The sequence below is a fragment of the Neobacillus cucumis genome (assembly GCF_023715505.1).
This window is the reverse complement of sequence record NZ_JAMBOH010000018.1, coordinates 55,660-72,035: the sequence shown is the minus strand read 5'-3', so window position 1 is coordinate 72,035 and position 16,376 is coordinate 55,660. Positions and strand designations below refer to the sequence as shown.

Below are 16,376 nucleotides of genomic sequence, written 5' to 3'. Positions count from 1 at the left end.
TAAATGGAAAAATTTGATATTGTAGGTTACGATTTCAGTAAGATGTAAATTATATAAAGTGACTTTCTAGTAAAGTTCACACATCTATTCGACGACGAAGGGTGATATGTATGAAATACAATTTTGATGAAATTGTTAATCGGAGAGGGACTTATTCCATCAAATGGGATGGAGGTGACATGATTAAAAAGATTGGGCTTACGGAAAGGTATGACGAAGAGACCATTCCGTTGTTTACGGCAGATATGGATATACCTGTGCCTCAACCCTTAATAGATGCCTTACATAAGACGGTTGATCACCGGATTTTCGGTTACTCCATTTTTCCGGATGAATATTTTGAAGCCATCCAACATTGGTTTAAAAAGAGACATGATTGGGACATTAAGAAGGAAGAAATTATATATAGCCCTGGAACTGTCCATGCCTTAAACATTGCAGTCAGAGCATTTACTAATCCAGGTGAAGGAATCATTATTCAACGGCCTGTCTATCCTCCGTTTACGGCAGCGATTGAAGCTAACGGCAGGGAACTCCTTAATAATGCTCTTAAATGTGATGAAGAGGGATATTATCATATTGATTTTGCGGATTTCGAGGAAAAAGCTAAAGATGATAAAACGAAAATGTTCATTTTATGCAATCCGCATAACCCAACCGGAAGGATATTTTCCGAAGAAGAACTACATAAATTATCGGATATTTGTGCCGCCAATAATGTCCTAATTGTTGCGGATGAAATCCATGCAGATTTAATTCGTCAGAATCAAACTTTCCTGCCAATCGCTAAAATAGCAGAAAATGCCGACCATATTATCTCGTTTACAGCTATCAACAAAACGTTTAATCTTGCTGGGCTTCACTGTACCAATGTGATTATCTCAAATCCTAAACATCGAAATACGTTCATTCGTGTAATGGGCAACCATTTACCCTCGCCGTTCACCGTTTCAGCCTTAATATCCGTCTATCATGATGGTGAAGAATGGCTCGAGCAGTTAAAAGAATATATTGACGGTACAATGGAATGGGCGGTCCAGTTCTTAGCGGAAAGGATGCCGAAAGTAAAGGTGAGAATACCTGAGGGTACTTATATTATGTGGATGGACTTTAGCGGATACGGCTTAACACCTGAAGAGGTTCATGACCGCATATATAATAAAGCAAATGTCATTCTTGAAGACGGCAAACTGTTTGGTGAAGAAGGATTGCACTATCAAAGGATTTGTATCCCGTCCCCTCGTCCGATGATCAAAGAAGCGTTTGAGAGAATCGCCAGAGAATTTCCCGATATGTAGATGTTTGAGAAACCTATCCCTTACAAGTATGATTAAGGGGTAGGTTTTTATATTTAATTGTTTTAATAAAGGAGAAGAATTTTGGAAAAAAAAGGGGTCATTTCACTAGGAGAAGCGTTTGTCGACTACGTTTCAGTCGATTCTAAAAATACAAAATTCCAGCCATTCCTGGGCGGTGCTACTGTTAATGTAGCAGCTGGAACAAGCAGGCTTGGTCTTCCAACTTATTATTTATGTAAATTAGGTAATGACGACATTAGCCATTTCGTCGAACAAGAACTAATAATAGAAGGTATCAATACTGAATTATCGGTTCATACGGCCAGTAAGAAAATGTGCGGAGTCTATATTCACATAAATGAAGAAGGTGAGCGTTTTTTTTACTCTTACATCAACGAAACGCCAGATGAGGTATTAACAGCGGATGAATTAAGAAAAGAAGTGTTCGAACAAACGAAGGTTTTTTATTTCGGTTCTGGAACCCTTTTTCTCGACAAAGCAAAATTCACGACAGAAACGGCCTTAAAATATGCCAGGAATGCAGGAAATATCATTGCATTTGATACAAATATTAGGTTAAAACGCTGGGCAAGTGAGGAAATATGCAGGCAAATAATTACTTCGTTTATTAAAAAAGCAGATATTGTTAAAATTGCAGAGGACGAACTATATTTTTTGACCCAAACCAATACACTTGAAATAGCGTTGGAAAAATTATACTTCGGATGGAAGATTCCCTTTTTGTTTATTACCATGGGAGGGAACGGTGCTTTAGCTGTTATGGATGGAAAAAAGGTATTTGAACCGGCCCCGAAAGTTAATGCCGTAGATACCACAGGTGCAGGTGATGCTTTTATGTCCGCTCTATTATATTGCTTTCATGAAAAGGGGAAACCAACGGACCAAGCCCAACTCACAAAGTATCTTCAATTCGCAAACCAGGTTGGAGCAGCTGCTACCACTAAAATGGGCTCTTTGACTGCTAAATTGGATTTTGATGAGCTAAAAAAACAGTTTGAATAGGTACCCTTTTTTTATTCTTTATGTTATTATTCTAGTATTGCAAATTTATAGTAGAGGTTCTAGTCCCCCTCGTTAAAAAAACTAAGATGAAGCAGTACTTCTATCTTGGGGTGCTGTTTTTTCTATTTGAAAGGAGAATTCCTTAGTATGTTAAAGGATGAAAAAGCAGTAGTCGTATTTAGTGGCGGCCAAGACAGTACCACTTGTTTATTTTGGGCATTAAAACAATTTAAAGAAGTAGAGGTCGTTACATTTGATTATAACCAAAGGCATTCTTTAGAAATTGAGTGTGCCAAAAATATAGCGAATGAACTTGGTGTCAGGCACCATATTTTAGATATGTCTTTATTAAACCAATTGGCACCAAACGCATTAACCCGGAATGACATCGAGGTGAAAGAGGGTGAGGATGGGGAGCTTCCATCCACCTTCGTTCCTGGACGGAATCTTTTATTCATCTCATTTGCAGGTGTTTTGGCGAGCCAGGTTGGAGCCAAACACCTTGTAACCGGTGTGTGTGAAACGGACTTCAGTGGTTACCCAGATTGCCGTGATATCTTTATTAAATCGTTAAACGTGACCCTAAACCTGTCGATGGATAAGGAATTTGTCATTCATACTCCGTTAATGTGGCTGGATAAGGCTGAAACTTGGCAGCTTGCCGATGAACTCGAAGCCTTGGATTTTGTAAGAGAAAAAACCCTGACTTGTTACAACGGAATTATTGCCGACGGCTGCGGGGAATGTCCTTCCTGTCAATTACGAAAAAAGGGCCTTGAGAAATATTTATCAACAAGAGAGGCGTTATAAAAAATGTATGGTTTCCGCATTGTCGATAAACTTCAAAAAATTAATGAGGATATCCAGCCGAACCAATTAAAATACCATCACAAAAGGGTAATGGTCAGCAAAGAATTCACTTTTGATGCTGCACACCATTTGCATTGCTATGAAGGAAAATGCAAAAACCTCCATGGCCATACCTATAAAGTGATTTTTGGCTTAAGCGGCTTTGTAGATGAGCGAGGCCTGATGATGGATTTCGGCGATATTAAAGAAATTTGGAAAAATGAAATTGAAATCCACCTTGATCACCGTTATCTAAATGAAACCTTACCGCCGATGAATACAACAGCTGAAAACATGGTGGTATGGATATACGAGAAAATGGCTGAGGCGTTAAAGCAAGCAGAACGGCAAGAAAAATATGCAGGAGCAAGGGTGGAATTTGTCCGTTTATTTGAGACACCAACAAGCTATGCTGAAGCAAGACGGGAGTGGATGGAAAATGAGTAAAATTCCCGTAATGGAAGTATTCGGGCCTACCATTCAAGGTGAAGGGATGGTCATTGGACAAAAAACCATGTTTGTCAGAACCGCCGGATGCGATTATTCTTGCAGCTGGTGTGATTCTGCCTTTACATGGGATGGTTCGGGGAAAGATGATATCCGGATGATGGAAGCAGAAGAGATATGGACCGAATTAAAACAAATTGGCGGTGACAATTTCTCTTTTGTCACTATTTCTGGAGGTAATCCTGCTCTTTTAAAAAATCTCGATACCTTGATCGATATTTTGAAGGATCATCATATTAAAATTGGGTTGGAAACTCAAGGGAGTAAGTGGCAGGATTGGTTTTATAAGATTGATGAATTAACGATTTCACCGAAACCGCCAAGCTCCAAAATGGTAACAGATTTCCAAGTGTTAGATGTGATTATTGATAACCTGAAAGAAAGTAATGTGAGCTTAAAAGTCGTCGTCTTTGATGATCAAGATTATGAGTATGCAAGAAATATTCACCTCCGCTACCCTGGCGTACCATTCTTTGTGCAGGTTGGAAATAATGATATCACAACCCCAGACAATAAGGAGCTTCTATTGCACCTATTAAATCAATATGAACGCCTTATTGATAAGGTGATGCTTGACTCAGACCTTAATGATGTTAAAGTTCTACCGCAGTTGCATACGTTATTATGGGGAAATAAAAGAGGAGTTTAACCGAGGTCCGACCCACACAGCTTTTAAGCGTAAAAGTGATGGGTCAGCCCTCGTTTTTATTTTGCTTTATTTTTTCTAGTTTCTCATCATCTAAGTCTTTGTCCGTACAACACGGATAGTTTTACCGCACTCGTTTTTATTATTCGATAGAATACCCGCAATGTTTCCTACTATTAGCTATTTTTGTTACTATTAAATTTGATAATACATATTGAAAAAATACTAAAAGGTGACTTATGAAAAAAATTATCGTAATAGGTGCTGGGATTCTGGGAGCATCAACAGCATATCATCTTGCCAAGTATGGCGCAGAAGTGGTTTTAATAGACCGGCATGACCCGGGCCAAGCCACCGATGCGGCAGCGGGGATTGTTTGTCCATGGCTCTCACAGCGGAGGAATAAAGCCTGGTATCAGCTGGCAAAAGGTGGAGCCCGCTATTATCCCGAGTTAATTGCTCAATTGGAAGCAGATGGAGAAACAAAAACAGGTTATAAGCGTGTCGGCGCAATTAGTCTTCATGCTGATCCTGAAAAACTTGAAAAAATGGCTGAGCGAGCAAGAAAACGGCGGGAAGATGCGCCTGAAATTGGTGAAATTACCATTTTGAGTCCTTCTGAAACAAAGAGTTTATTCCCGCCGTTATCCGAAGAATATGGATCTGTATTTGTAAGCGGGGGGGCTCGTGTTGATGGCAGAGCGATCCGTGACGCATTGATGAGTGCTGCACAAAAAAATGGAACTACGTTTATCAAAGGAAACGCTGCTATTGTTTCTGAGGGAAGTCGGATTGTTGGGGTTAACATGGAGGGCACCTTTTTGCCCGCCAACCAGGTAATTGTAACTGGAGGGGCTTGGTCTAAAGAGCTGTTAGAGCCGTTAGGGGTTGAGTTTTTAGTGAAGCCGCAAAAGGCACAAATCATTCATCTTGAATTGCCAAATGAGGATACTGATTTATGGCCAGTGGTAATGCCGGTCACAAATCAATACCTCCTTACTTTTGAGGATGGACGAGTCGTTGTGGGTTCCACCCATGAAAATGAGGCTGGCTTTGATAACCGCGTAACCGCAGGCGGCATACATGAGATTTTGAATAAAGCTTTAGAGGTGGCACCAGGACTCTCAGATGGTACTTTTGTTGAAACGCGAGTAGGATTCCGCCCTTTTACGCCAGGCTTTTTGCCTGTGGTGGGGGCTTTGCCTGATTTCGAAGGGATCTATGTCGCAAACGGACTTGGTGCTTCGGGGTTAACGAGCGGTCCGTACATCGGTGCTGAGTTAGCTAAGCATGTCTTAGGGGAGCGAACTGAAATAGATTTTAGTCTCTATGATGTTTCGAGTGCGATTGGGAAGGTAGAGTAATTCGTAGCTGGTGTGCTTAACCATGCGGACAAAAAAGGTGGAGAACCAGAGCTTCATGTCCTCATAGAGGTTTTATACGGACAAAAAAAGAGGGGAACCAGAGGAACTTGTCCTCATGGAGGGTTCATGCGGACAAAAAGAGAAGGGAATTAGAGTGTCTTGTCCTCATGGAGGGTTCATGCCATGCAGACAAAAAGGTGTAGAATGAGAGACAATTTGTCCTCAATAAAAGTTCAATTAGGAAATCTTCTATAATAAGAGTACTCATCCTACATGCTACTGGAAAAACAGGAAAAACTAGAGAAAAAATTATATCGGAGTGTAATGAATGCTCATCGTTTATGTGGTAATTTTCCTATTGGCAGCAATTATATGGGGTGACTGGAGAAGCTGGCGTCTTTATTATTCAACCATTTTATTCTTTATTGTCGGTGACCTTTTGAAAAACTTTTTATTTTATAACTACTGGTTATGGACTTACCAAGAGACCATGTTTGCAAAAGACATCCTCAAGAATCACACGATTATTAACATTATGATTATGTTCATTGGCTATCCATCAACAATCTTTCTTTATTTAGGACGTTAGCCGAAATCGAAATGGAAACAAGTTGGGTGGATAACCTTTTGGATTTTTCTTTATTCAATATTAGAATACATAAATCTACGTTATTTGGATTTAATCAATCATTATCATGGCTGGACAATGACATGGTCAGTTTTATTTAATATTGTTATGTTTATCATGTTTAGAATACATTTTAAAAACCCCCTATTGGCGTGGGGGTTATCTCTCATTTGGATTCTATTTTTGTTATATATGCATCCAATTCCGTTAGAGAAAATGAAATAGAGTGTATGCAGCCAATAGTAAACCTAAAAAAAGACCAACCTTTTCTATCAAGAAAAGGATAGGTCTTTTTTTAGGTTAAGCGCCCTTCTTCATATGATTTCCCTGTTTACCAAATAACTGATCTAGAATAGGGTTATTTTTAATCCTAGATGTAAACAACGGATTAAGCACAACTGTTACAACCACATTGGCCAACAATCCCCAGAATCCTTCATAGATTCCGAAAGATTTTCCAGTCGCATAAACAGTGAAGGTAACCACTAAACCAACTAGTAACCCTGCAATGGTGGCTTCTTTGGTTTGTTTTTTCCAAAAAAGACTAAACACAACTGCTGGGAAGATTTGCACCATACCGGATACCCCTAGTAATTGCAGCGATACGAGTGCGGAAGGGAATACCATTCCAAACACTAATGCTAATCCAATAACTACAAACACCATACAACGAGTGACTAAAGTAAGTTTTGCCGGCTGGATGTTCGGATTAATTAAATCACGGTAGATGTTATTGGCAAACAGATTCGAAGCCCCGATTGCCATAATGGAACAAGGAATGAGAGAGGCAAGGGCAATCGTTGAATAAGCTAAACCTTGGACAACGCCTCCATAAGAAACCTGAATCAAATTTAATAGAGCAAACCTTGGGTTCGTGCCCTCTGGAAGGACATGAAAGGCTACAAAGCCAAGGAAAATCAACAGGATTAAAACAATATTATATAATGGTAGAAATACAGCATTCTTCCGAAGTGCATCGGCACTTTTTGCCGTAAATACACCAGTTGCCGCATGGGCCCACATAAATAAGGCCAGCCCTGATACTAGTGAAGCCGTTAAAAACCATGGAATGCCTTTTGGACCTGATGTAGGGATGGTTAAGAGCTGTGGTGAATCGGTCGCAACCTTATCAATCATCGCTCCCCAGCTTCCAAAATGAATAATAGGAAGATTGACGACTAGGAATAACATGATTACCCAAACTAATATGTCTTTAATAACGGCCGTATAGGTTGGACCCTTAATTCCACTGAAAAATGTAAACAGCGCTACTAAAAGGAAAGAAACAATGACGACAACTTTTACATTGATAAAGCCTGTTCCAGCTACGGTTAACGTATCTTGAATCCCTGCTAATTGCAAATCTATGTAAGGAATGAGCATTAACACACCAACAGCAGCGATTAAGAAAGATAAAAACTTACTATTAAAACGTACCTTGGCATAATCCGCTAAAGTGGTGATTTTATGATTCTTTGAAAACTTCCAGAGTTTAGGAAGGAAAAAATAAGAAATAAAATACGCGATAATGGTATAAGGAATGGCGAAGAAAGCAAGACTTCCGCCAGTATAAGCCGTACTAGTTAAACCTAAAAAGGTATATGCTGTATAAAGGTCCGCGCCGACTAAAAACCAGACCAGTAAGGTCCCAAACCGTCTTCCGCCAACAGACCATTCTTCGACCGAACTCCTGTTCTTTTTATCTCTCCCTGATAAAAAACCAATTAAGACAACCCCTAAAACGATGATTCCTGTGATTAACAAAGCTGTAAGATTTCCCTGCATTACTCAGCACTTCTTTCTGATTTTTGTAATTTGTAAATGGTAAAGGTACATAAAGGAGTGATTAGCATTCCGAAAAATAACCAAAACGCCAGGAAAGGTAGTCCAAAAATAATCGGTTGGATTCGGTTAACAAATGGAATTGCCGCTAGCATGAAAATAAACGGTACAATGGATAGTAAAACAATGATGGACTTTTTGCCCATTCTTATAACCCCCTGTCAATAAATTTTTTAACGAAAATAATAGTATCAATAATTTCCAATTAAAACAACAAATTTTTAGAAAATAGTTAAAATTCGTTTATATTGAAATACTTATTTTTTCTCACTTATGCAAGCGTCGTTCTCATTCGTTGACAAGTGACACTTTGTCATATAGAATGGTTTCATAGTGACAGCTTGTCATGTAAAAATGTATCCACCTATAAATTGTGGTTACGATTGGAGGAGTAGCCTTTGCCCAAAATCACCTTTATAAATTTACCGGAAGAAAAAAAACAGACACTGATTGCGGCAATGAAAAAAGAGTTTTCAAGAGTTCCGTTATACGGAGCTTCTATCTCCAATATCGTAAAATCTGCCAATATTCCACGCGGCAGCTTTTATCAATATTTTGAAGATAAAGAAGATGCCTTTTTCTTTCTATTAAATGATCTTGTCATTCATATTAGGAATAACTTTATTGTTTTACTAAAAAAATATGACGGGGATTTATTTCCAACCATGATTGAGTTCTATCAGCTTATTATTATGGAGGAAGAGGATGTTCATTTTTTTAAAAATGCGTTCTTAAATATGACCTATAAAATCGAGTTATCTTTTTCAAAAATCTTTAGGGGCCAAGAACATAGTGGCAGTTTAAGTGATTTTCTTTCTTTTCTTAATATGAATAACTTAAATATTTCTAATCAAAAGGAATTGTTTCATCTCTTGCAAATCGTCTTTACCATCACACTAAGAAATGTCGTAGAAAAGTTTGCCAAGGATTTATCGAATCAAGAAGCTTTGGCTAATTATAAAATGGAAATGAATCTTCTAAAAAGTGGACTAATCCGGAAAGATTCATAATGGAGGCACAAACGTGAAACAAGTAAAACCACCAAAGAAGCCACTGATATTTTATTATGGAATAACCATTGTCATCATACTGCTACTAAATTCATTCATTTTTCCATTGATCACGAACCACTCTGTAAAGGAAGTCGATTATGGTACCTTCCTAACCATGGTGGACAAAGGCAAAGTAAAACAAGTCGAAATTGAAGATAATACGATTACGTTTAAATCCACCGCTAAAAAGCTTTATAAAACAGGAACAATTGAAGACCCTCAATTAGTGGACCGTTTGCATAAAGCAGATGTCAAATTTACAAAGGTAATTCCAAAAGAAACCTCGCCACTGTTAAATTTCATCCTTTCTTGGATTCTTCCATTCGTCATTTTTATTGCTGTTGGACAATGGTTAATGAAGAAAATGCAAGGGAAGATGATGGGCGGAGGCGGTCCTTTATCCTTCGGAAAAAGCAATGCCAAAGTGTATGTTGAAACCGAAACAGGGATCACGTTTAAAGATGTCGCTGGGCAGGATGAAGCAAAAGAGGCTCTTCAGGAAATCGTTGACTTCCTTCATAATCCGAAAAAATATAAAGAAATTGGAGCAAATATTCCAAAGGGAGCGCTGTTAGTAGGACCCCCAGGAACAGGTAAAACACTCCTTGCAAAGGCTGTTGCAGGGGAATCTAAGGTTCCATTCTTCTCAATGTCGGGTTCTGAATTTGTCGAGATGTTTGTCGGAATGGGGGCTGCTAGAGTAAGAGATTTATTTAAACAAGCCCAAGAAAAAGCCCCATGTATCGTGTTTATTGATGAAATAGATGCGATCGGGAAAAGCCGTAATTCTGGAATGGCTGGGGGAAATGATGAACGGGAACAAACATTGAACCAGCTGTTAACCGAAATGGATGGATTTGATGCCGATAAAGGCGTCGTTATTCTAGCCGCAACGAATAGACCGGAAACGCTTGATAAGGCGCTATTAAGACCAGGCCGATTTGACCGAAGAGTACCGGTTGAATTGCCTGACTTGAAAGGTCGTGAATCAATTCTGAACGTTCATGCTGCAAAGGTGAAATTGGCTGATGAAGTCGACTTTAATGTGATTGCTAGGGCGACATCAGGCGCATCTGGTGCAGATTTAGCTAATATTATTAATGAGGCTGCCCTAAGAGCCGTGAGATTAGGCCGGAACAAGGTAACTCAAAATGATTTAGAAGAGTCTGTTGAAGTAGTCATTGCCGGTTATCAGCGCAAAAATGCAGTTATATCGATGAAGGATAAATTAACGATTTCATACCATGAAATCGGACACGCCTTGGTTGCAGCCAAACAGAGTCACTCGGCACCTGTTCATAAAATAACGATCATTCCAAGAACGTCTGGTGCTCTAGGTTATACCATGCAGGTAGATGAGCAGGAAACGGTCTTGATGTCGAAAGAGCAGGCCTTGGATAAAATCACTACTTATATGGGAGGCCGTGCCGCGGAGGAAATCATTTTTAAAACGGTCACATCAGGGGCTTCCAATGATATTGAGCAAGCAACCAAGATTGCCAGAGCGATGGTTACTAGATTTGGTATGAGTGATGAATTTGATATGATGGCCCTTGAAACTGTCAATAACCCGTATTTAGGCGGTGATACTTCATTAATGGTATCAGCGGAAACCGCAGCCAAAGTGGACGCTGAGATTCTTAAGATTATCAAATCTTGTCACCAAAAAGCAATTCAAATTTTAGAGGGAAATAAAGATAAACTGCATGAATTGACTAAATATCTATTAGAAAAAGAAACCATCACCGGCGACGAATTTATGTCGATTCTAATGGCAAAGTCTTGATAGAAAAGAGTCAGGGTAGGAAATTCTACCCTGGCTTTTTGCGTCTTGAAATAGGATAAAGATACCGGTTAAACGTAGTACAATTTACTTATTTTTGCTTGGACCACTGATTTTTAAACTGAATAGTCTGAATTTTGTATATTCAGGAAGAAAAAGTTAGAGGTAAGATTACTGTTGAAAGCGCTGCCAGCCAAGAGGGAGGTAGATGATTGATCGATAATATGCAAAATTGAAAGTAAAGATAGGGAGAAGAGGAGGAAACTAGTTGAATATTAAAAGAGATGAAATGAAAAGGTTGATGGCCATTATCCTTAGTTTTTTACTGATATTGGCTTCGATTCCAGGTGCAGTTCTGCAAGTATCGGCAGCAGAAACCCCAATATTGAAAAAGTTTGATTTTGGAACACCTTCAAGTAAAGTAAAGGAAGGTTACCTTCAAGTTTCTTCAGAGACTGCATACACGGCTGAAAATGGGTATGGCTTTGCCGATCCCTCTAAGGTATCTTCAGTTGACAGAAACACAGCGGATGAGGTAAAGTCTGACTTTATTACTACGGCGGGAACGTCCTTTAATGTTGACCTGCCAAACGGAGATTATTCCGTTACGGTTATTTCAGGAGATGAGACTGAAGGAACTGTGACGGGCGTTAAAGCTGAAAATATTCAAAAAATCCAAGATACAACAATGGCATCTGGTGAATATATGGAACGCAGCTTTGATATCGCCCTCGTTGACGGTCAATTAACGGTTGAATTGACAGGAACTAATCCAAAACTAAATGGTTTGACGATTGAAAAACTTCCTGAGCGATCGGCCGGAGAACTTCCTACGGTTTACATAGCGGGTGACTCTACAGTCCAAACCTATGATGAATATTGGAGACCGCAGGCTGGATGGGGGCAAATGATCTCCCGTTTTTTCAGCTCCGATATCACGTTTAAAAACCATGCAATTGGAGGAAGAAGCTCAAAATCCTTTATCAATGAAGGCAGATTGGACACGGTGTTAAGAGAAATTAAACCAAACGATTATTTCTTTATCCAGTTTGGTCATAATGATGCGACCATTAGTGTCCCAGAGCGTTATGCATCTGTCCCTGATTATAAAAATTATCTAAAAACATACATTAACGGTGCCCGCCAGCGCGGTGCGGTTCCGATTCTTGTTACACCAATGGGAAGACGTGACTTTAATCCAGACACGGGTAAGTTTAACGTCAGTTTCCCTGAATATGTTCAAGGGATGAAGGAAGTAGCGGAGGAACTAAACGTTGATCTTGTTGATTTAAGTGCTCGAAGCGTAGCGTATTATGATTCAATTGGTCCTGAAGGCTCAATTTCCGTCTTTCTTCAATTAGATCCGGGGATTTATGGGGCATTTCCAAATGGATCCCAAGATAATACACATTTCCAGGATTATGGAGCCATTCAAATGGCCAGGTTAATTTCGGAAGAAGTGAAAAAACTGAATATTCCTTTATCCTCATATGTAACCGGGATTGAACCTCCTGCAAATGTACCAGCAAAACCTACTAAACTCGTTGCAAGCAGTATTAGCAATGCCGGAGCGCTGCTAACATGGAACGAGGTGGAAGGTACAGATATCTACAAGGTGTATCGTAAGCTATCTAATGCAAGTGACTATTCCTTAATCGGCACCTCCACCATTCCTCGACTAAATGTATCAGGAATGGAAGAAGGAAAAACCTATGATTTAGTTGTTTCTGCTGTGAACGGAAAAGGTGAATCTGAAAAATCAGAAGCTGTACGGGTGACAACTAAAACAGCCACATTGAAATACGACTTCGGCTTAGCAGGTAACCCTATTATGGAAGGTTATACAGGGGTAAACCTCTCAACAAAATATTCGAAAGAAAAAGGCTATGGAATTGTCGATCCTACTGGTATGATTGGCCGTGACCGAGGTACTGGCGGCGATTTGCTTCGCGATTGGCTTGGCTACTTTAATGTTGGCTGGAAATTTAATGTGGACCTGCCTAACGGACTTTATGCTGTAAAAGTGTACGTGGGAGATTTCTTAGGAAGTGCCAGAACCACTCTCGGAATCGAAGGCCAGGATTATGGAACGATCTCAGCGCCTAAACAAAACTATACTACTAAGGTTGTTTCACAGGTATCTGTAAAAGATGGACAAATGAATTTTAGCTTTGGCGGAACGACAGGTATTGTAAATGGGTTGGAAATCACTCCAATCTTACTAGCTCCATCAGAACTAAAAGTCGAACAACAGTCATTGGATGTTAACCAGCCGTCTGTAACACTTTCATGGAAAGGCGTTGAAGATGCAGTAAAATATAATGTTTACCGTAAGATTGCCGGTACAAAGGATTTTGTGTTAGTAGGCAGCGCTAACACTAATTCCTATAAAGATACTACGGTTGATGTTGGTTTAGAGTATCAATATGCAGCAACAACCATTGATAATGCAAATGTGGAAACTGTCCCTTCCATGCCATTGGATGTGAGAATGATAGATCCATCGCAGCCAGTAGCAGTGAAACCTAGCAATCTTAAGGTTGGAAAGGTGAATAAAAATGATTTAACCATTAGCTGGGATCAGGTCGAGGGTGCGGTTACTTATAATGTGTACCGTTCCAAAAAGCAAGATGGCACGTACCAACTGATTGGTAAATCGAAAAGCGCTTCATATAAGGATGAGACCGTCTTAACGACGATACCTTATTTTTATAAAGTAGCAGCTGTGAATGCAGGCGGTATCTCTGAACTTTCTGATATTCTTGACACCCCAGCAGTAACGGTATTAAAGCGGCAAATGGAAGATATCGACCGGGCGCCAGTATCCATTAAGACAAATGATGGTGTTTATGTAAGCTGGAGAATGCTTGGTACTGATCCTGCTGACATTAGCTTTAACGTATATCGTGATGGTAAAAAGATTAATGACAAGCCGATTACTTCGAGCACCAACTATGTAGATAAAGATGGTAGGGCTGATTCAGTCTATGAGATCCGTGCAATTGTAAATGGTAAGGAAAGAAAGTCACAGGAAAAAACTAAGGTTTTGAATAAAAATTACATGGATATCCCGCTTAAAAAACCACAGGATGGTATTACACCACTTGGTGATCCCTATACCTATCGGGCAAATGACGCGAGTGTAGGGGACTTAGATGGTGATGGTCAATATGAATTAGTTCTAAAATGGGATCCTTCCAATTCAAAGGATAATTCCCAATCAGGCTATACCGGAAATGTATATGTGGATGCATACGAGATGGATGGTACCTTTAAGTGGCGGATTGATTTAGGGAAAAATATTCGTGCCGGGGCTCACTATTCACCATTCTTAGTGTATGATTTTGATGGCGATGGAAAAGCAGAGGTTGTTTTTAAAACAGCCGATGGAACCATAGACGGAAAAGGAACCGTTATTGGCAGAGCAGATGCGGATCATCGCAATAGCACCGGTTATGTTCTCCAAGGATCTGAGTATTTGACTGTCTTTGAAGGAGAAACAGGAAAAGCATTGACTACAACTGATTATGATCCGCCGCGTGGTGATGTTGCTTCTTGGGGAGATTCCTATGGAAACCGTGTCGATCGCTTCCTGGCAGGAGTGGCTTATTTAGATGGTGAACATCCAAGCTTCATTATGGCACGCGGTTATTATACACGAACTGTTCTTGCTGCCTATACTTGGAAAAATGGAAAGCTGACGAAGCAATGGGTTTTCGATTCCAATGATGAAGGTAACGGCGATTATGCCGGTCAGGGATACCATACTTTAAGTGTCGCTGATATTGACAAGGATGGTAAGGATGAAATTGTTTACGGTCAAATGGTTGTCGATGATGATGGAAAGGGCCTTTATACCACTGGTTTAGGTCATGGCGACGCCCTTCATGTCGGGGATTTACTTCCAAATCGTCCTGGGCTTGAAGTTTTCGGAGTCCAAGAACATACAGACGCCCCATATGGCTATGATATGCGTGATGCTGAAACCGGACAAATCCTTTGGGGAGTCAAAACGGGACAGGATACAGGCCGTGGTCTTACAGCTGACATCGACCCTAGATATAAAGGGGAAGAGGCATGGGCCATTTCTGGTGAATGGAACAGTCGTGTAGGTGGACTTTATTCCGCAGAAGGTGAAAAAATATCCGATAACATCCCAACGAGCAACTTCGCCATTTGGTGGGACGGTGACCTACAACGTGAATTAGTGGACCATAAATGGGATGCAGACAAAGGCACTGGTGTGGGTACAATTGATAAATGGGATTATAGAAATAATAAACTAGTCAATCTGCTTACGGCAGATGGAACACTCTCGAATAACTCAACTAAGGGAAATCCTGTTCTTCAGGCAGACTTATTTGGTGACTGGAGAGAAGAGGTTATTTGGAGGACCGAGGATAGCAGTTCATTACGCGTTTATATGACAACGGAAGAAACCGAACATAGAATATACACCTTGATGCATGACCCCCAATATAGACTATCGGTTGCATGGCAAAATATCGGCTATAACCAGCCGCCGCATGCTAGCTTCTTCATCGGCGAAGGTATGGCGCTGCCGCCGGTTCCAAGCATTGATGTGGTGGAGAGAAAAGATACTACAGCCCCGGAAACTGAGCATGAAGTGGTTGGCGAAGAAAAAGACGGCTGGTACAATAAGCCTGTAACCGTCAATCTGTCTGCTGACGACTATGAGTTCGGTTCTGGAATTGGCGCAACTTATTACTCACTAAATGGTGCGTCACAACAGAATGGTACAACTGTGAAAATTGAAAAAGACGGCAAGCATGTTTTACAGTACTGGAGTATTGATAAGGCAGGAAATATCGAGGCGAAGAAATCAGAAAGTATTCATTTGGATCAAACTGGACCTGAAATTAACTTCTCCGTGAAAGACGGCGCCGAGATTGGAGTTGACCAGCAAGTCACAGTTAAATGTGAAGCATTAGATCCTTTATCCGGTATTGCCACTTCTACCTGTAAGGATGTATCCGCCCCTGCTTATGAGCTGGGATTAGGAAACCATTCCTTGACAGCTGAGGCTGCTGATAAGGCTGGTAACCAGTCTAGCAAATCGATTAGAATTACTGTTTTTGTTAGCTATGATAATTTAGGAAACTTAACAGAGCGGTTCCTAACTGAAGCAGGCGGAAATACCGACATCGTCACTTCTATAAAAACAAAACTTGCTGCTGCCAAAGCATCAGAGGAAAAAGGAAATAAGATTGCTAGAAATGGACAGATGCAAGCTTTTATCAATGAGGTGAAAGCGAAAGGCGAAAAAGATCTGACAGAGAAACAAGTTCAAATCCTAGCGGAATTAGCAGAGTCTTTAATGAAATAAACTTAGATTGTTTTGCCCAAGGGTGCTGTCTTTTTTC

The 16,376-nt window shown here is 40.1% G+C and carries 12 protein-coding genes; 10 read left to right on the top strand and 2 right to left on the bottom strand.

Going from position 1 to position 16,376, the window contains the following annotated elements; translation table 11 throughout:
• Positions 1-110: 110 nt before the first annotated feature.
• The 7 genes from M3226_RS21680 to M3226_RS21650 all read left to right on the top strand — a co-directional run bounded on the left by M3226_RS21680 (position 111) and on the right by M3226_RS21650 (position 6,276).
• Complete coding sequence (locus M3226_RS21680) at positions 111-1,298, top strand: MalY/PatB family protein (protein WP_251570543.1); 1,188 nt, start codon at positions 111-113, stop codon at positions 1,296-1,298.
• Between the two features lie 81 nt (positions 1,299-1,379).
• Positions 1,380-2,321 (top strand): carbohydrate kinase family protein, encoded by a 942-nt coding sequence (locus M3226_RS21675; protein WP_251570541.1) that lies wholly within the window; start codon positions 1,380-1,382, stop codon positions 2,319-2,321.
• A gap of 147 nt (positions 2,322-2,468) precedes the next feature.
• Entirely contained in the window at positions 2,469-3,131 is a 663-nt protein-coding gene (gene queC / locus M3226_RS21670) for a 7-cyano-7-deazaguanine synthase QueC (protein WP_251570539.1), read from the top strand.
• 3 nt (positions 3,132-3,134) lie between these two features.
• Entirely contained in the window at positions 3,135-3,617 is a 483-nt protein-coding gene (gene queD, locus M3226_RS21665) for a 6-carboxytetrahydropterin synthase QueD (RefSeq protein ID WP_098533772.1), read from the top strand.
• Complete coding sequence (queE, locus tag M3226_RS21660; RefSeq protein WP_251570538.1) at positions 3,610-4,326, top strand: 7-carboxy-7-deazaguanine synthase QueE; 717 nt, start codon at positions 3,610-3,612, stop codon at positions 4,324-4,326. The genes queD and queE overlap by 8 nt, the downstream gene beginning before the upstream one ends.
• Before the next feature lie 236 nt (positions 4,327-4,562).
• Entirely contained in the window at positions 4,563-5,687 is a 1,125-nt protein-coding gene (locus M3226_RS21655) for an NAD(P)/FAD-dependent oxidoreductase (RefSeq protein WP_251570535.1), read from the top strand.
• 328 nt (positions 5,688-6,015) lie between these two features.
• A complete protein-coding gene (locus tag M3226_RS21650) occupies positions 6,016-6,276 on the top strand; it encodes a hypothetical protein (RefSeq protein WP_251570533.1) in 261 nt (86 codons plus the stop codon).
• Between the two features lie 339 nt (positions 6,277-6,615).
• Here the strand turns inward: M3226_RS21650 and M3226_RS21645 are convergent, their stop codons facing one another.
• Together M3226_RS21645 and M3226_RS21640 are read right to left on the bottom strand one after the other, a co-directional pair.
• Positions 6,616-8,100: a sodium:solute symporter family protein gene (locus tag M3226_RS21645; RefSeq protein WP_251570531.1), complete on the bottom strand. Its 1,485-nt coding sequence runs from the start codon at positions 8,098-8,100 to the stop codon at positions 6,616-6,618.
• The gene (locus tag M3226_RS21640; protein ID WP_098533763.1) at positions 8,100-8,303 is read right to left on the bottom strand and encodes a DUF3311 domain-containing protein; all 204 of its coding nucleotides are present in this window, start codon (positions 8,301-8,303) and stop codon (positions 8,100-8,102) included. The genes M3226_RS21645 and M3226_RS21640 overlap by 1 nt, the downstream gene beginning before the upstream one ends.
• A gap of 252 nt (positions 8,304-8,555) precedes the next feature.
• Here M3226_RS21640 and M3226_RS21635 point away from each other — a divergent pair, with 252 nt between their 5' ends.
• The 3 genes from M3226_RS21635 to M3226_RS32295 all read left to right on the top strand — a co-directional run bounded on the left by M3226_RS21635 (position 8,556) and on the right by M3226_RS32295 (position 16,339).
• Positions 8,556-9,167, top strand: a complete 612-nt coding sequence (locus tag M3226_RS21635) for a TetR/AcrR family transcriptional regulator (RefSeq protein ID WP_251570529.1) — start codon at positions 8,556-8,558, stop codon at positions 9,165-9,167.
• Positions 9,168-9,180: 13 nt separating this feature from the next.
• Entirely contained in the window at positions 9,181-10,995 is a 1,815-nt protein-coding gene (gene ftsH, locus M3226_RS21630) for an ATP-dependent zinc metalloprotease FtsH (protein ID WP_251570527.1), read from the top strand.
• Positions 10,996-11,260: 265 nt separating this feature from the next.
• A complete protein-coding gene (locus M3226_RS32295) occupies positions 11,261-16,339 on the top strand; it encodes a rhamnogalacturonan lyase family protein (protein ID WP_374110662.1) in 5,079 nt (1,692 codons plus the stop codon).
• Positions 16,340-16,376: the final 37 nt, after the last annotated feature.